General features: G+C 72.7%; 14 protein-coding genes. 7 read left to right on the top strand and 7 right to left on the bottom strand.

Translation table 11 applies throughout. From position 1 onward, the window contains the following. The first annotated feature begins 28 nt into the window (after nt 1–28). From ASD62_RS01305 to ASD62_RS01315, 3 genes are all read left to right on the top strand, one after another. A complete protein-coding gene (locus ASD62_RS01305; RefSeq protein ID WP_056914421.1) occupies nt 29–940 on the top strand; it encodes a diacylglycerol kinase family protein in 912 nt (303 codons plus the stop codon). 15 nt (nt 941–955) lie between these two features. After that, entirely contained in the window at nt 956–3,805 is a 2,850-nt protein-coding gene (locus ASD62_RS01310; protein WP_056914422.1) for an RNA helicase, read from the top strand. An 80-nt stretch (nt 3,806–3,885) separates the two neighbouring features. Continuing rightward, nucleotides 3,886–5,373 (top strand): MFS transporter, encoded by a 1,488-nt coding sequence (locus ASD62_RS01315; protein ID WP_056914423.1) that lies wholly within the window; start codon nt 3,886–3,888, stop codon nt 5,371–5,373. A 57-nt stretch (nt 5,374–5,430) separates the two neighbouring features. Here ASD62_RS01315 and ASD62_RS01320 read toward each other — a convergent pair whose 3' ends face one another. After that, nucleotides 5,431–6,369, bottom strand: a complete 939-nt coding sequence (locus tag ASD62_RS01320; RefSeq protein WP_056917071.1) for a 5'-3' exonuclease — start codon at nt 6,367–6,369, stop codon at nt 5,431–5,433. 49 nt (nt 6,370–6,418) lie between these two features. Between ASD62_RS01320 and ASD62_RS01325 the strand changes: the two genes are divergently transcribed. Continuing rightward, on the top strand, nt 6,419–6,841 hold the full coding sequence (locus ASD62_RS01325) for an Lrp/AsnC family transcriptional regulator (RefSeq protein ID WP_056914424.1): 423 nt from the start codon (nt 6,419–6,421) through the stop codon (nt 6,839–6,841). A gap of 21 nt (nt 6,842–6,862) precedes the next feature. Here ASD62_RS01325 and ASD62_RS01330 read toward each other — a convergent pair whose 3' ends face one another. Further along, nucleotides 6,863–7,618, bottom strand: a complete 756-nt coding sequence (locus ASD62_RS01330) for a phosphotransferase (protein WP_056914425.1) — start codon at nt 7,616–7,618, stop codon at nt 6,863–6,865. Nucleotides 7,619–7,669: 51 nt separating this feature from the next. Beyond that, the gene (locus tag ASD62_RS01335) at nt 7,670–8,623 is read right to left on the bottom strand and encodes an NAD(P)/FAD-dependent oxidoreductase (RefSeq protein WP_056914426.1); all 954 of its coding nucleotides are present in this window, start codon (nt 8,621–8,623) and stop codon (nt 7,670–7,672) included. A 50-nt stretch (nt 8,624–8,673) separates the two neighbouring features. Here ASD62_RS01335 and ASD62_RS01340 point away from each other — a divergent pair, with 50 nt between their 5' ends. Continuing rightward, the gene (locus ASD62_RS01340) at nt 8,674–9,261 is read left to right on the top strand and encodes a helix-turn-helix domain-containing protein (protein ID WP_056914427.1); all 588 of its coding nucleotides are present in this window, start codon (nt 8,674–8,676) and stop codon (nt 9,259–9,261) included. Here ASD62_RS01340 and ASD62_RS01345 read toward each other — a convergent pair. The 4 genes from ASD62_RS01345 to ASD62_RS01360 all read right to left on the bottom strand — a co-directional run bounded on the left by ASD62_RS01345 (nt 9,258) and on the right by ASD62_RS01360 (nt 13,472). Continuing rightward, nucleotides 9,258–10,481, bottom strand: coding sequence for a hypothetical protein (locus ASD62_RS01345; RefSeq protein WP_056914428.1), 1,224 nt, complete (start codon nt 10,479–10,481; stop codon nt 9,258–9,260). The genes ASD62_RS01340 and ASD62_RS01345 overlap by 4 nt on opposite strands. A 200-nt stretch (nt 10,482–10,681) precedes the next feature. Further along, nucleotides 10,682–11,173 (bottom strand): Cys-tRNA(Pro) deacylase, encoded by a 492-nt coding sequence (gene ybaK / locus ASD62_RS01350; RefSeq protein WP_056914429.1) that lies wholly within the window; start codon nt 11,171–11,173, stop codon nt 10,682–10,684. Between the two features lie 45 nt (nt 11,174–11,218). Beyond that, complete coding sequence (locus ASD62_RS01355; protein WP_056914430.1) at nt 11,219–11,830, bottom strand: biotin transporter BioY; 612 nt, start codon at nt 11,828–11,830, stop codon at nt 11,219–11,221. Nucleotides 11,831–12,011: 181 nt separating this feature from the next. Beyond that, nucleotides 12,012–13,472, bottom strand: a complete 1,461-nt coding sequence (locus ASD62_RS01360) for a KamA family radical SAM protein (RefSeq protein WP_056914431.1) — start codon at nt 13,470–13,472, stop codon at nt 12,012–12,014. A gap of 86 nt (nt 13,473–13,558) precedes the next feature. On the opposite strand from ASD62_RS01360, the gene ASD62_RS01365 reads away from it, so the two are divergent. Both ASD62_RS01365 and ASD62_RS01370 read left to right on the top strand, forming a co-directional pair. Next, nucleotides 13,559–14,629 (top strand): hypothetical protein, encoded by a 1,071-nt coding sequence (locus ASD62_RS01365; protein ID WP_056914432.1) that lies wholly within the window; start codon nt 13,559–13,561, stop codon nt 14,627–14,629. A 65-nt stretch (nt 14,630–14,694) separates the two neighbouring features. Beyond that, nucleotides 14,695–17,142 carry a phosphoketolase gene (locus tag ASD62_RS01370; RefSeq protein WP_082580502.1) on the top strand — a complete coding sequence of 816 codons (2,448 nt, stop codon included), beginning with the start codon at nt 14,695–14,697 and terminating at the stop codon, nt 17,140–17,142. Nucleotides 17,143–17,192: the final 50 nt, after the last annotated feature.

Below are 17,192 nucleotides of genomic sequence, written 5' to 3' on the forward strand. Positions count from 1 at the left end.
CGCCGTCGTGGAGCGGTAGCCTCCGCGCGTGAGCAAGCGCATCGGCCTGGTCGTGAACCCGACGTCGGGCAAGAACCGCGGCATGAGCCTGGGCCTCGAGGTGGCCCACCGCATGCGGGCCGCCGGCCACGAGGTGCTCGACCTCTCGGACGAGTCGTATGCCGCCGCGCGGGACCGTGCGCTCGGGGCGATCGCCCAGGGCATCGACGTGCTCGCCGTCGTCGGCGGTGACGGCATGGCGCACCTCGGCGTCAACCTCGCTGCCGAGACGAAGGTTCCGCTGGCGCTCATCGCAGCCGGCACGGGCAACGACATCGCGCGCGGCCTCGGCCTGCCCGTCCACGACCCGGTCCGCGCCGCCGACCTCGTGAGCACCGGGCTGCACCGCACCATCGACGCGGTGCGCCACGTGGACGAGCACGGGCGGCCGCGGTGGTTCGGGGGCGTCCTGGGGGCCGGGTTCGACTCGCTCGTCAACGAGCGCGCCAACACCTGGCCGTGGCCCAAGGGGCAGATGCGATACAACCTGGCGATCCTGCGCGAGCTGCCCCTGTTCAAGGCGATCCCGTACGCCGTGACGGTCGACGGGGTGCGCCACGAGACGCGCGCGATGCTCGTCGCCGTCGGGAACGGCCCCAGCTACGGGGGCGGGATGCAGGTCCTGCCCGACGCCCGGATGGACGACGGGCTCATCGACGTCCTCGTGCTGCACGAGATCAGCACCGTGGAGTTCCTCAAGGTGTTCCCCACGGTGTTCAAGGGCGCGCACGTCGGCCATCCCGCGGTCGAGATCCTGCGCGGGCGCCAGGTGACCCTGGAGGCCGCCGGGATCGTCGCCTACGCCGACGGCGAGCGGTTCGCCCCGCTGCCCCTGACGGTCGAGGTCGTGCCCGGCGCGGTCACGGTGCTGGCACCCTCCCCGCACCGACCCGGCGCCTGACGTAGCCTCGGCACCATGTCGACCCCTGCCGAGCGGTTCGCTGCCTCTGCCGCGCGCTCGCCCGCCCGCAACCCGCAGCTCGCGGTGTTCACGGCGGGTCTCGAGTTCCCCCTCGATGACTTCCAGGAGAAGGCGTGCCGGGCCGTCGAGGCCGGCCGAGGTGTCCTCGTCGCCGCTCCCACCGGCGCCGGCAAGACGATCGTCGGCGAGTTCGCGGTGCACCTGGCGCTGGCCACGGGGCGCAAGGCGTTCTACACGACCCCCATCAAGGCCCTGTCCAACCAGAAGTACGCCGACCTGGTCCGTCGCCACGGTGCCGCCAACGTCGGCCTGCTCACCGGCGACTCCTCGATCAACGGTGAGGCGCCCGTGGTGGTCATGACCACCGAGGTCCTGCGCAACATGATGTATGCCGGGTCCACCACCCTGCGCGGCCTCGGCTTCGTGGTGATGGACGAGGTGCACTACCTCGCCGACCGCTTCCGCGGCGCCGTCTGGGAAGAGGTCATCATCCACCTCGCGGAGGACGTCCAGGTCGTCTCCCTGTCGGCGACCGTGAGCAACGCCGAGGAGTTCGGCGACTGGCTGGCCGAGGTCCGTGGCAACCACGAGGTGATCGTCTCCGAGCACCGTCCCGTGCCCCTGTGGCAGCACGTCATGGTCGGCCAGGGTGTCTACGACCTGTTCGTCGACGAGCTCTCGGCACCGACCACGGGCGCGGACGCGACGCGGGTGAACCCCGAGCTGCTGCAGGCGATCCGGACGACCGAGCAGCGGGGTCGCTGGGACGACGCCGGCCGCACCGCCGGGCGGGGCGGGGGCGGTCGCCTCCCGCACCACGGCAGAGGGGCTCCCCGCGGTCCGGGTGGCGGTCACGGCGGACGGGGTATGGCGCGCGGCGGCTCCGGTGGCGGCCAGGGCGGTGGCGGCCGTCCCGGCGGGGGAGCGACGCGCTCCGAGGTCGTGGCCCGGCTCGACCGTGACGGCCTGCTCCCGGCGATCACCTTCATCTTCAGCCGGGTGGGTTGCGAGGGCGCGGTCCAGCAGCTGCTGCGCGACGGCGTGCACCTCATCCCCGAGGCGGAGGGGGACCGCATCCGACGCACCGTCGAAGAGCGCATCCAGGGCCTGGCGGAGGAGGACCTGGGGGTCCTCGGGTACTGGGACTTCGTGGAGGGCCTGTCGCGTGGGTTCGCCGCCCACCACGCCGGCATGCTGCCGACCTTCCGCGAGATCGTCGAGGAGCTGTTCACGGCCGGTCGGATCCGGGCGGTCTTCGCGACCGAGACCCTGGCGCTCGGCATCAACATGCCGGCCCGCACCGTGGTCCTCGAGAAGCTCGTGAAGTTCAACGGTGAGACGCACGCGGACATCACCCCGGCCGAGTACACCCAGCTCACCGGTCGCGCGGGCAGGCGTGGCATCGACATCGAGGGTCACGCCCTCGTGCTCTGGAACCGCGGCCTGGACCCGCTGTCCGTGGCGGGGCTCGCCTCGACACGGACGTACCCCCTGCGCTCGAGCTTCCGCCCGACCTACAACATGGCGGTGAACCTCGTCGCCCAGGTGGGGCGCGAGACGGCGCGCGAGATCCTCGAGACGTCGTTCGCGCAGTTCCAGGCGGACCGCGCGGTCGTCGGGATCGCCCGGGCGGTGCGCCGCAACGAGGAGGGGCTCGAGGGCTACTCCGAGGGGATGGCGTGTCACCTCGGTGACTTCAACGAGTACGCCGGGATCCGCCAGGAGATCGCCCGGCTCGAGAAGGACGGTGCCAAGGCACGTTCGGCGGGCCGCAGGGCCGAGGCCGCGGTCTCGTTGGAGGCGTTGCGCATCGGCGACGTCATCAAGGTCCCCTCGGGCCGCAACGCCGGGTGGGCCGTGGTGGTGCAGCCCTCGAAGTCCTACCGCGGCGAGGCACCCGCCCCGACGGTGGTGACCGAGGACAAGCAGCTGCGCAAGCTCACCCTCGTCGACGTCCCCGAACCCGTGGAGGCGATCGCCCACGTCAAGGTGCCGCCACACTTCAACGCCAAGAGCCCCAAGGCCCGTCGCGACCTCGCGACGTCGCTGCGCATCGCCGTGCCGCACGAGCCGCCGCCGAGGCGCCGGGCGGAGTCGCAGCCGGGCGAGGACGAGAAGATCGCCGAGCTGCGCCGCCAGCTGCGCGCCCACCCCTGCCACCAGTGCCCCGACCGCGAGGACCACGCCCGCTGGGCCGAGCGGTGGTGGCGGCTGAAGCGCGAGACCGTCGGCCTGCAGCGCAAGGTCGAGGGCCGCACCAACTCGGTGGCCCGCACGTTCGACCGGATCTGCGAGCTCCTGACCGAGATGGGGTACCTCGGCGAGGGCGGGACGACCGTGACCCCCCAGGGGGAGAACCTGCGCCGCCTCTACACCGAGAAGGACCTGCTGGCCGCCGAGTGCCTGCGCCTGGGCGTCTGGAAGCGGCTCGACCCGGCCGGCCTCGCCGCCATCGTGTCGGTCCTGGTCCACGAGCCCCGGCGCGACGAGACGGACCCGTCCCCGCGGATGCCCGGCGACGACGTCGCCGAGGCGGTCACGGAGATGAACCGGCTCTGGTCGGTCCTCGAGGACCGCGAGCGCGACCTCGGCCTGCCGCTGACCGGGGAGCCCGACGCCGGCATGGCGTGGATGATGCACCGCTGGGCGTCCGGCCAGAAGCTCGACTACGTCCTGCGTGGCCAGGACATGGCAGCCGGTGACTTCGTCCGGCGCTGCAAGCAGGTGGTCGACCTGCTCGGGCAGATCGCCGACGCCGCGCCGGAGCCGCAGCTGCGCACCACCGCCCGCAGGGCGATCGACGCGGTGATGCGCGGAGTGGTCGCGGCCGACCGCCTCGACTGACCAGCTGCCCGGACCGGGCGGCATACCGCTGCGTGGGATCCGGCAGGGCACTGTGGGCCCCGCCGGGTGAGGATGGCAGGGTGACCCACCCCGCCACCACCTCCCGCCCCGGCACGGGCGACGACCACCAGCGCGACCAGCAGGACCAGCCGGACCCTCGGCGGTGGAAGGCCCTGGCGGTCTGCCTCGTCGCGGGGTTCATGACCCTGCTCGACGTGAGCATCGTCAACGTCGCGCTGCCCAGCATCGAGCAGGGACTGTCGGCGACGTCGAGCGACCTGCAGTGGGTGGTGTCGGGGTACGCCCTGACGTTCGGGCTGGTCCTGGTCCCCGCCGGGCGGCTGGGCGACGCGACCGGTCGACGACGGATGTTCGTCGCCGGCGTGGTGGTGTTCGGCGTCGCAAGCCTGCTGTGCGGGCTCGCCACCAGCAGTGCGCTCCTCGTCGCCGCCCGCCTCCTCCAGGGCATCGGCGGCGGCCTGCTCAACCCGCAGGTCTCCGGGCTCATCCAGACGCTGTTCAGGGGTTCGGAGCGGGCCCGCGCCTTCGGGATGCTCGGGGCCACGATCGGCATCTCCACCGCCGTCGGGCCGATCGCCGGTGGGGTCATCCTCAGCCTCCTCGGTGCCGACGCGGGGTGGCGGTGGATCTTCTTCGTCAACCTGCCCGTCGCGGTGGCCGCCGTCGTCCTGGCGCTGCGCTGGATCCCGGCCGCCGAGGCGCACGAGGGGGCCCGCCGGCGCCAGGACCTCGACCCCGTGGGCGTCGTGCTGCTCGGCGCCGGAGTCCTCGCCCTGCTCCTGCCTCTCGTCGAGAGCGGTCGCGGCTCGTCGTCGTCCTCGGTGCCCGGGTGGATCGCTGCCGTCGGCGCGGCGCTGCTGGCGCTGTTCGTCCTGTGGGAGCGCCGCTACACCTCGCGCGGCCACACACCCCTGGTCGACCTGCGCCTCTTCCGGCTCCCCGGGTACGCCTCCGGCGCGATCGTGGCCACCGTCTACTTCTCCGGCTTCACCGGCATCTTCTTCGTCCTGACCATCTACCTCCAGCAGGGCCTGGGCTACTCCGCGCTGCTCGCCGGTCTGGCCGTCACCCCGTTCGCCGCAGGGTCAGCCGTGATGTCCGCGGTGGGCGGACGCCTCGTGCCGCGGTTCGGTCGTTCGCTGGTCACCTGGGGCCTGGTCGTCGTCGTGGTCGGCCTGGTTGCGACCGATGTCGTCCTGTCGACGGTGGAGGGCTCGCGCACCGGGTGGTATACCGCGCTGCCGCTGCTGCTCGCCGGTCTGGGCAGCGGGATGGTGATCTCCCCGAACATCACGCTCACGCTCGCCGACGTGCCCGTCGAGCGGGCCGGAACCGCCGGTGGGGTGCTGCAGACCGGTCAGCGGATCGGGACCGCCGCCGGGATCGCGCTGATCGGGACGGTCTTCTTCGCCGCGGCGAAGGACGGTGGCGCCTCGGGCGCTGCCGTCTCCCTCCGGGTGGCCACGGGCCTCGTCGTGCTCTCCCTGGTCGCGAGCCTGGCCGACGTGTGGCTGCGGCGCCGAGCGAACGGCGAGGCGGCCGCGTAGCCGGACGCGCGCCATACCGGGCCGCACGCTGCGCCGGGTGCCGGGACCCCGGTCGGTTCACTCGATGCGCAGCGCGGCCAGGACGCGGTTGAACGAGCTGGTCACCCCGAACTCCGACGCCACGCGACTCATGAGCACCGGGTCCGCCACCTCGGTCGGCAGCGTCATGTCGACCTCGTCGACCGGGGCGTCCGGGGCCACCTGGACGACCTTGGGAGCGACGTCGAGGTAGGCGGCGCCGGCCTCCAGCCGGGCTCGCTGGGCTCCCTTGATCTCGGGGTCGCCGCTGTCGACCGCCGCACGCAGGGCGACGAGCGTGCCGTACTTCTCGATCAGCTTGGCGGCGGTCTTCTCGCCGATCCCGGCGACCCCGGGCAGCCCGTCGCTGGCGTCGCCGCGCAGGACGGCCATGTCGGCGTACGCGGGTCCGTTGGCCACGGCGTACTTCGTCTGCAGGAACGCCTCGTCCACCAGGTCGGGGTCGCGGACGCCGCCGCGCGCGGTGTAGATGACGCGGACGTTCGCGGCGTCGTCGACGAGCTGGAAAAGGTCGCGGTCACCGGTGACGACGTCGATGGCCATCGTCCCCTTGTGGCGCGCGGTGAGCGTCCCGATGACGTCGTCGGCCTCGAACCCGTCGGCCCCCAACCGCGGGAACCCCAGTGCCTCCAGGGCGTCACGGATCACGGGGACCTGCGGCGTCAGGAGCTCGGGGGACTCCTCCTCGGCGAGCGACCCGTCGACCAGGCGGTGCGCCTTGTAGGTGGGGATGGCGTCGACCCGGAACGCGGGACGCCAGTCGTTGTCCCAGCAGGCGACGAAGTGGGTCGGCTGGTGGGTGCCGATGAGCGAGGCGATCATGTCGAGGAACCCGCGGATCGCGTTGGTCGGCGGCTCGGAGTCGTCCTTGCGCTGGTCCGGCACCCCGAAGAACGCTCGGAAGTACAGGGAGGCGGAGTCGAGCAGCATGAGGCGTGCGGCCGGCGCGGAGGTCATGGAGCCCATGCTGCCACCACGGAGGGGTCCGCCTCAGTAGGCTGCTGCCGTGGAAGACCTCGATCGGCGCATCGTCGCCCTGCTGCGCTCGGACGGCCGGATGAGCTACACCGACCTCGGCAAGGCGATGGGCCTGTCGACCTCAGCCGTGCACCAGCGTGTCCGCCGCCTGGAGGAGCGCGGCGTGATCAAGGGGTACACCGCGATCGTCGACCACACCGCGCTCGACCTGCCGCTCACGGCGTTCATCTCGATCAGCCCGCTCGACCCGGCAGCGCCCGACGACATCCCCGACCGCCTGCGCGACATCGGCGAGCTCGAGGCCTGCCACTCGGTCGCGGGGGAGGAGAACTACATCCTCAAGGCGCGGGTGAAGACCCCCGGCGACCTCGAGGTGCTGCTGGCCCGTGTCCGCGCCGCCGCCAACGTCGCCACCCGGACCACGGTCGTCCTCTCCACCCCCTGGGAGTAGCACTCCCGATCGCGAGGCTGCTCAGCCGCGGTCGCAGGCCTCACTCCACCGCGCCTCGTGCGCGGCGATGAAGTCGGTGGTGGCACGCCAGTGCTCGCCGTGGCCCGCCTCGTACATCGAGGCCCAGGGCTCCTCACCCTCACCGTGGGCCCGCAGCAGCCAGTCGTGCATCGCCTCTGCCCGGTGCACCATCGTGGACGGCAGGGCTGTGCGGAGCACGCGGTCGGGTCCGTAACCGTCGAGGAACGCCGCCAGCCGGTCTGCGGCCACGTCGACATCGGCGTCCGGGAACAGGTGGGCGAACGAGATGGCGGCGTAGGCCACGTCCCACAGCCGGGTCGAGGGCCCGGCTCCGTCCCAGTCGATGAAGACCAGGCGGTCTCCGTCGATGACCAGGTTCCACGCGGCAAGGTCGTTGTGGCACAGCAGGTCCGGCGCGGCCGCCGGCAGCAGCACCGGCCAGTCGGTCGGGACGGCCAGCCCCTCGCTGGCGTCGTGGATGGAGCGCACGACACGACCTACCGCCCGGACCACGTCCTGCTGGAGCGGGCCGAGATCCATGGCGAGCTGCCCCGGGACGTACTCCAGCACGAGGCGTCCGGCGCCGTCCCTGCCCAGCGGCTCCGGCACGTCCACCCCGCCGGCCCGCAGCGTCCGGAGGTACTCGACGGTGCGCCCGCTGGTCGCCAGCCACGGCTTGCGGACCGTGCCCGCGACGCGGACGACCCGACCCGACGCGTTGCCCCCGGTCAGCAGCTCCTCGTCCTCCGTCGACACGCCACCCAGCCTAGGTCGGGCTCTGCGCGCACAGGCGCAGCATCCTCGCCCTCAGCCGACGGCGCGGTCGGCGTCCTCGACGATCAGGCCCATGTTCATCATCGCGGCAGCCCGCACACCGGCACCGGCCGCGTGGATGACCTGGGCCATCGGGTCGGTGACGTTGCCGGCGACGTGGACGCCGGGCACGGAGGTCTGCCCGCCCATGGGGTCGCTCGGCACGTGCCGGCCGACCACGGTCTCGCCCATGAGGAAGTCGGCCGCCTCGACCCCGAGCGACTCCAGGACCGCGGAACGTGCCGTGAAGCGCGGCGCGAGGACCACGACCTCGCACGGCAGGACCGTGACCGCACCCTGGCTGCCGGAGACCTCGACACCGGTGAGCCGCCCGTCGTCCGAGACGAGTCGGCGAGCGGCGCCCTCGACCACCCGGACGCCCACCGCGGCCAGCCTGGCGGCGTCGACTCCGTCAGGAGCCGGCTGGCCGTCGAGCACCAGCGTGACGTCGTCCGACCACTGGCTGAAGTGCAAGGCCTGGTGGGCGGACATCGGGTTCGTGGCCAGGACGACCAGGGCCTTCCCCCGGACCTCCCAGCCGTGGCAGTAGGGGCAGTGGATCGCGGCGGTGCCCCAGTGCTCCCTCAGGCCCTCGATCGGGGGGAGCTCGTCGACCAGGCCGGTGGTGACGAGGAGACGTCGTGCGGCGAGCACGTCCCCACCGGCCAGGGTGACCTCGAACCCGCCCTCGACCGCCTTGGCGCCGACCGCACCCTCGAGCCGGAACCGGCCCCCGAACCCGACCAGCTCGTCACGGGCGATCGCGAGGAGCTCACGCGGCGCCATACCGTCGCGGGACAGGAACGAGTGCACCCCGTGGGCGGGCGCGTTGCGCGGCTCGCCCGTGTCGAGGACGAGGACGTCCCGGCAGGCCCGGGCCAGCGTGGTGGCGGCGGCGAGGCCGGCGGGGCCGCCGCCGACGATGATGACGTCGTGGTTCGTTTCCATGTCGCCACTGTGCGGACGCACCAGACGAAACGACAAGGTATGTTGCCGACATGGCAAACGACTCCCTCGCCGACCTCGGTCCCCGCCTCCGGCGGCTGCGGACCGCGCGCGACCTCACCCTGGCCCAGGTGGGCGAGGAGACCGGCCTGTCGGTCAGCACCCTGTCACGCCTCGAGTCCGGCGGGCGGCGCGCGACCCTCGAGCTGCTGCTGCCGTTGGCGCGGGTCTACGGCGTCACCCTCGACGAGCTCGTCGATGCGCCCGCCACGGGCGACCCGCGCATCCACGCCAAGCCCATCGAGGCCTTTGGCGGCACGATCGTCCCGCTGACGAACCGGCCCGGGGGAGTCCGCGCGTTCAAGCACGTGATCCGTCCTCGCTCCCGGTCCGTGCCGGAGCCCGGCACCCACGAGGGCTACGAGTGGCTCTACGTCCTCGACGGGCACCTGCGCCTGGTCCTCGGTGAGCACGACGTCGTCCTCGGTCCGGGCGAGGTCGCCGAGTTCGACACGCGGGTGCCGCACTGGTTCGGCTGCGCCGACGACCAGCCCGTCGAGATGCTCAGCATCTTCGGCCCGCAGGGCGAGCGCATGCACGTCCGCGCCAAGCCCCGCACGAGATCGTCCGGGACGAGCTAGGGGGAGCCCTCGAGCTCGGCGAGGGTCAGCACCACGAGGCTCGCGGTCCACACGAGAGGGGCCGGTCCTGCCGGCGCGCCACTGCGCGTGACCTTCTCGGGGATCGACCCGTAGGCCGTGCGGTGCGCCGACAGCCAGTCGAGCCGGGCGCCCGCTGCGCGATCCCGACCCGAGGCGGCGTCGGTGAGCGCCAGCAGCGCCGTCTGCGGGGTCCACGACGCCCCGCCCTTCTTCACCCACAGGACACCCGGCGCGACACCGCCGGCCGGTTGGGCGGCCTCCCTCTGGTACCTCACCACCGCGGCGCGAACGGCCTTGACCACCGGTGCGGGGAGGTCGCCCTCGGCCGTGAACGGCGGCAGCAGCATGGCGACCGAGGCGTCGAGGCCACCAGCGTCCCCGAACCGCTGGTACCCCGGTCCCATCTCCCGGACCACCGTGCCGGCCAAGCGGGCCGCTGTCGTGCGCGTGCGCGCCGAAGCGGCGACGTCGCCGGTGGCCGCGTAGTCACGCCCCGCGGCAGCCAGCCCTGCGAGCATCGGCGCCACCGTGCCCAGCGAGGTCCGGGTGACCCGCACCTCCCAGTAGTCCGGGGACGGCGGGGGCAGCCGGTCGCCGCCGTCGACGAGCCGGGTCAGGGTCCGCACGCAGCGGTCGCGCAGCTCGTCGCTGGAAGGCGGGACCCCGCCTCCTGCGTCCCGGCGCACCTGCGCGATCGCCCACAGGACCCAGCCACAGCCGTCGGACTGCCGGGGCCGATCGGTCAGCGCACTGCCGTCGAGGGCGTACCGCGCCTGGAATCCGACGGCCGGGTCGAACTCGAGCCGCGCCAGGCGGTCGAGGACGGCTGCCGCGTCGCTCGCGTGGCCGCTGCGGCTCAGGGCGACCGCGGCGAAGGAACCGTCACGTGGCCAGAAGTAGCCCCAGGGACCACCGGGGCCGGCCGACACCGTGCCGTTGGCCTCGAGGTGGCTCCTGATGTCCACGAGCGCCCAGTGCGCCATGTCCTCCCAGGGCGTCCCGGCGCCGGGAACGGTCCCGGCGTCCAGCCAGCGGGCGTCGGCGTTCTCCTGGCCGTTCTCGGCATAGGCAGGGGCGGCCCGGTAGCCCGGCGCGCTGATGAGCCGTTCCTCGGGAGGCATGGCCTTCGGGCCTGCTGCGGCGCCACCCACCAGGGCCGCTGCGGCGAGGACCGCAGGCAGGACCAGCCGTCGCCTCACCCTGTGCCCCTCCCGCCGGCGGCCGCCCGGTGGCGGGCCGATCCCGTCACGCTAGTTCGCGCCGGCCGTGAATCGGCCGAAGTCTGCGAAGTTTCCGCGGATCGACCGCTCCCTGGACGAGGACTGTCGACAAGGACCGGAGAGCAGGACCGGACAGCTGCACCGGGGACTCGCACGGCCGGCGAGAGCGGCGGACGCGCTCAGCGCGCGATCGGGGCCACGGTGGCACCGGTGGCAGCCACCAGGTCGACCGGGGCCAGGGACAGGTCGAGCCCACGGTGCCCACCGGAGACGTAGACCACGTCGAACCCCGTTGCGCTCTCGTCGAGCACGGTCGGCAGCGCCTTCTTCTGACCGATGGGGGAGATGCCGCCGACGACGTACCCCGTGCTGCGCTCGGCGGCGGTCGGGTCGGCCATGGCGGCCTTCTTCCAGCCCAGGGCGGCCGCGACGGCCTTGAGGTCGAGGCTGCGGTCGACGGGGACGATGCCCACGGCGAGCCCGCGCTCGCCCTCGACGAGCAGGGTCTTGAACACCTGCCCCGGCGGCACCGACAGCGCGGCCGCGGCCTCCAGTCCGTAGGAGGCCGCGGCCGGGTCGTGCTCGTAGGGGTGGACCCCGAAGGCGACCCCCAGCCGCGTCAGCGCGGTGGTCGCCGGGGTGCCCGCACCGGACTCACGACGCTTGCCCACGAGGCGAGGTATGGCGTGTGGTCGGGGGGCGGGTGGGGGCCGGGGTCAGCGCTTCTCGACGCTCTTGACGAAGGCCCAGACGGCGGGGAAGAGCCCGGCCGCCGCGAGGACCTTGATCCCGTCACCGATGAGGAAGGGCACGACACCCTTGTCGAGGGCGGTGGCGAAGTCCATGCCGGTGGCGTGCATGAGCCACGGGACACCGGCGGCGTAGACGAGCACGTTGCCCGCGACCATCGTCACGGCGGTCTTCGCCACCGTGCGGTCGCCACCACGCTGCGCGAGGGCGCCGACGAGGGTGGCGGCCAGCAGGTAGCCGACGACGTATCCGAAGGTGGCACCGCCGAACCCGTCCTTGTGACCGGCGAACCAGTTGACGCCGAGGCCACCCGCGACGAGGTACACGCCGAGGCTGAGCAGCGCGCGCACCCCACCGAGGGAGGCGCCGGTCAGCAGCACCGCGAAGGTGCCGAGCGTGAGGGGCACGGGCGTGCCGGGCAACGGCAGGCTCCACTGGGCCAGCAGGCCGATGAACCCGGCGCCGGCGGCGACGAGCGCCAGGTCGCGGGCGAGGACGCCGACGGTCGCCGGGACGCCTGCGAGGGCGGGAACGTAGTCGGCGAGGACGCGCTTGCGGGGGAGGGCGATAGCAGTCACGGGAGCAACCTAGCGAAGCCGCGCCCCGCGGCATACCGACGTCTCACGTCGACCAGGTCACAACGGCGAGTCGCCCTCCGGCAGAAGGGGGGTCGGGCACCCGGGCGCCGGACAGCACGTCGCCCCCGTGCCGGACCGGCACGGGGGCGATGCTGGGACATCACTCGGTGGGACCCCCCGGTCAGACCAGGGCAATGTCGCGCTCGGAGGCCTCGCGGCTCGCGGCAGCCTGCTCGACCGCCACGGCGTGGGCGGCCTCGTGGTCGCCCTGCTCGCGCCACCACTGCTGGCCGGCCTCGGGCAGGGTGTGGATCGGGTCGTAGTAGACGTAGTCACGCGACAGGGCGTCGGTGTCGGCACCCTCGATCGAGGTGCGGTAGTTCTTGCGCCAGAACGACATCCCGCGCTCGGTGTCGTAGCTGTCGACCTGGTGGACCCAGCGCTTGCCGACGTAGGGCACGTCGCAGACGATGCGCGGCGTCGCGAACCCCGGCAGGTAGCCCATCATCGAGTGCTGCAGGTGCTGGGCCTCGGCGAGCGAGACGCGCCAGTGCTCGCTGAAGGGGATCATGTCGCACATGTAGAAGTAGTACGGCGTGATCATCGCGTCGTCCTGCAGGGCGAAGCACAGGTCGAGCAGCTGCTCGGTGGTGTCGTTGACGCCACGCATCAGCACGCCCTGGTTGCGGACGTCGCGCACACCGGCCTGGAGCATCGCCTTGGCGGCGTCGGCCACCAGCGGGGTCACGGACTGGGCGCTGTTGACGTGGGTGTGGATCGCGAGGGAGACGCCGCGCGACCGCGCCTTGGCGGACACGCGGGCCACGCCCTCGACCACGTCGTCCTGCAGCCAGTGCTGGGGCAGCCCCATGAGCGCCTTGGTGGCCAGGCGGATGTCGCGGATGTTCTCGACGTCGAGCAGCTTGTCCAGGAACCCCTCGAGGTTCTTCCACGGCATGTTGGCCACGTCGCCACCGGAGACGACGACGTCGCGGACCTGCGGGGTGCGCTGCAGGTAGTCGAGCATCGCGGCGTACCGGTCGACCGGCTTGCCGGTGAGCTTGAGCTTGTCGATGACCGCGGTCGAGTTGCCGACCAGGTCCATGCGGGTGCAGTGGCCGCAGTACTGCGGGCAGGTCGGCAGCATCTCGGCCAGGACCTTGGTGGGGTAGCGGTGGGTCAGCCCCTCGACGGCCCACATGTCGTGCTCGTGGAGGCTGTCGCGGGTCGCGTGGGGGTGGCTCGGCCAGTCGGTGCGACGGTCGGAGAACACGGGGAGCATGTAGCGGCGCACCGGGTCGGCGTAGAACGCGCGGGTGAACTCGACCCCGGCGCCCGGCATGGAGCCGTCGGCCCAGGTCTGCTCGCTGACCATGGTGTTCATCATCTGCGGCGGCACGAGCATCGACATCGTGGCCCGCTCGGCCTGGTCGCGCTCGAGGTCGGCGTAGAACGCCTCGGTGAGCAGGTCGCCCATCAGCTCGCGGAGCTGGCGGAGGTTCTTGATGCAGTGGGCGCGCTGCCACTGGGCGCTGGCCCAGTCCTGGGCGGTCACGTCCTTCCAGCCCGGGAACCGGGTCCAGTCGGGCTCGACCAGCTCGCGGTGCCGGTAGACGTAGGGCTGCTCGATCAAGGTGCTCATACGTGGCAGGATACGGGACAGGTTCCTCTGTTCGTGAACCTTCACCGCAAGATCTTCGCCCCGTGTCGCAATTTCAGGGAGATTCTGTGTCAGTCGCCGCCGGAAACCGCACCACGCCGTCCTCACCGGTCGGGCTGCACCGCGTCCTCGACCCGGTCGGCGCGTCCCTGCCGCAGGCGGCGCAGCGGCTGGACGCCGCGCCCGGCCTGTGGCCGGACGAGGTGCGGGTCAGCATCGAGACGCTCAACCTGGACGCGGCCTCCTACCGCCAGCTCTACGACAAGCACGGTGGCGACGGCGCGGCGGTGCGGGCCGAGGTGCTCGACATCGTCGCCACCCGCGGCAAGATGCAGAACCCCGTCACGGGATCGGGCGGCATGCTCATCGGCACCGTCGAGGAGGTCGGCCCCGAGTCCACGCTCGGCCTGTCCGTGGGCGACCGGGTCGCCACCCTGGTCTCGCTGTCGCTGACGCCACTCGTCATCACGGACGGCCTGGCCGGCTGGGACGGCCGTTCGGAACGCGTCCCGGCGCAGGGCCACGCCATCCTCTTCGGCCGGTCCATCGCCGCCCAGCTGCCCGACGACCTCAGCCCCGACCTCGCCCTCATGGTCATGGACGTCTGTGGCGCACCGGCGCTCGTCTCCAGGGTGGTGGGGGAGTATGCCGCGCGCGGCGTCCGCCCCGTCGTGGCGGTCCTCGGGGGCGCGGGCAAGTCCGGCTCGCTGTCCCTCGCCGCGGCCACCGAGGCAGGCGCCTCACGCACCCTCGGCGTCGTCCCGCACGAGCGCGAAGCTGCGCTCCTGCGCGCCAGCGGCCTGGCCGACGAGGTCGTCGTGGCCGACGCCCGCAGCCCGCTGGGCCTGTCGGAGGCCGTCGCCGCCGCAGGCGGACCGGCCGACGTCACGGTCGTCTGCGTGGACGTCCCCGGCTGCGAGCAGCCCGCCATCCTCTCGACCGCCCAGGGCGGGACCATCATCTTCTTCTCCATGGCGACCAACTTCGCCGCCGCGGCGCTCGGCGCCGAGGGCGTCGCGGCCGACGTGCGCATGCTGGTCGGCAACGGGTACGTCCCCGGCCACGCGGCATACGCTCTCGAGCTGGTGCGCGGCAACGCGGCGGTGCGGTCCTTGTTCGAGGGCCGGCTCGAGGAGTAGGGACCTCCGAACGGTAGGGACCAAGGGCCCGGTCCGGAGCCTCGAGGCCGTGGTCGGATCGGGCCATGACGACCGTCGCCCCCGCCCCGGCCACTTCCTCCGACGCCTCCAGCACGGCCAGCAGCACCACCTACCTCCCCGAGGAGCTGGCCCTCGACCTGCGCTGGTGGGCGGCGGCGAACTACCTGACCGTCGGGCAGATCTACCTGCGCGACAACGCCCTGCTCCGCGAGCCCCTCCGCCTCGAGCACATCAAACCGCGGTTGCTCGGGCACTGGGGGACCAGCCCCGGCCTGTCGATGGTCTACGCGCTGGTCAACCGCCTCATCCGCCGCACCGGGTCGGACTGGCTGTACGTCACCGGCCCCGGGCACGGTGGACCGGCGCTCGTCGCCGCCGCGTGGCTCGAGGGCACCTACAGCGAGGTCTACCCGCGGATCGCCGCCGACGGTGACGGGGTGCGCGACCTGTTCCGCCAGTTCTCCTCGCCCGGTGGAATCCCCAGCCACGTCAGCGTGCAGACGCCGGGCAGCATCCACGAGGGCGGCGAGCTCGGGTACGCCCTCGTCCACGCAGCCGGCGCGGCGTTCGACCACCCCGACCTCACCGTCGCGTGCGTCGTCGGCGACGGAGAGGCCGAGACGGGGCCGCTGAGCGCGTCCTGGCGCCTGCCGACGTTCCTCAACCCCCGCCGCGACGGCGCGGTGCTGCCGATCATGCACCTCAACGGCTACAAGATCGCCGGGCCGACGGTGCTCGGCCGCGCCAGCGACGAGGACGTCGAGGCCTACCTGCGCAGCCAGGGCTGGGACCCGGTCACCGTCTCCGGCGACGACCCGACGGTGGTGTTCCCGGCCCTGTTCGAGGCGCTGAGCAGTGCGCACGAGCGCATCGGCGCCCTGCAGGCCGCGGCCCGGACCGGCGACGGCCCGAGCGAACCGGTGCGCCACCGCTGGCCCGCGATCATCCTGCGCACGCCGAAGGGCTGGACCGGCCCCGACATCGTCGACGGCGTCCAGGTCCAGGGGACCAACCGCTCGCACCAGGTGCCGCTGTCCGGGCTCGCCGAGAACCCCGAGCACCTGCGCCTCCTCGAGGACTGGTTGCGCACCTACCGTCCCGACGAGCTCTTCGACGACGCCGGACGGCTCGTCCCCGAGCTGCGCGCCCTCGCACCGGCCGCCGACAAGCGCATGTCGGCCACGCCCTACGCCAACGGTGGACGCCTGCGCACCGACCTCCCGCCGGTGGACCTCGCCACCCACGAGGTGCCCCTGCCCGCGCGCGGCACGACGTGGGTCGAGAACACGCTCTCCTCCGGTGGCCTCATGCGGGACCTGTATGCCGCGACGGCGCGGCCCGACGGCGGCGGCACCTTCCGGGTGTTCTCCCCGGACGAGACCGCGAGCAACCGGCTGCAGTCGGTGTTCGAGGTGACCGACCGGAACTTCATGGGACCGGTGCTCGCCACCGACGACCACCTCGGACCGGACGGCCGGGTCATGGAGGTCCTCAGCGAGCACCTGTGCCAGGGCTGGCTCGAGGGGTACGTCCTCAGCGGACGCCACGGGGTGTTCGCGACGTACGAGGCGTTCGCCATGGTGTCGGCGTCGATGGCGGTCCAGCACGTCAAGTGGCTCCAGCACGCCAAGGACCTGCCGTGGCGCGCAGACGTGTCGTCGCTCAACGTGCTCCTGACCTCGACCTGCTGGCGCAACGACCACAACGGGTTCTCCCACCAGGGCCCCGGGCTGATCGACTGCCTCATCCCGCTGGCGCCGGACGTCGTGCGCGTGTGGTTCCCGCCGGACGCCAACACCGCCCTGTCCATCACCGACCACTGCCTGCGCAGCACCAACCACGTCAACCTCATCGTGGTCGACAAGCAGAAGCACCTGCAGTACCTCACGCTCGAGGAGGCGCACCGACACTGCGCCGCCGGTGCCGGCGTCTGGGACTGGGCGAGCACGGGCCGCGACGACGAGGAGCCCGACATCGTGCTGGCCTGCGCCGGTGACGTCCCGACCCAGGAGGCGCTCGCGGCCGCCGAGCTCCTGCACGAGCACGTGCCGGACCTGCGCGTGCGGTTCGTCAACGTCGTCGACCTCATGGCGATGCTGCCGGAGAACGACCACCCCCACGGGTTCTCCGACAGCCAGTTCGACGACCTCTTCACGCGGGACAAGCACGTGGTGTTCGCGTTCCACGGCTACCCGCGGGCGGTCCACCAGCTCGTCCACGGCCGCAGCAACCCCGGTCGCTTCCACGTCCGCGGGTTCAACGAGCAGGGCACGACGACGACGCCGTTCGACATGGTGGTGCTCAACGGGATGAGCCGGTTCCACCTGGCCAAGGAGGCGCTGCGCCGCGCCGACCGACGCCCCGACGGCTGGGACCGGCTCACCCGGTTGTGCGACGACCGGCTCGCCGAGCACGCGACCTACATCCGCGAGCACCTCGCCGACCTGCCGGACATCGCCGACTGGACCTGGCGGGGGAGGGACGAGGCGTAGGCGGACGGGGACCGGACAGCACACCGTCAGCCGTCCCCGGCCGGTAGTTT

The sequence above is a fragment of the Phycicoccus sp. Root563 genome, assembly GCF_001427915.1.
Lineage (GTDB): Bacteria > Actinomycetota > Actinomycetes > Actinomycetales > Dermatophilaceae > Pedococcus.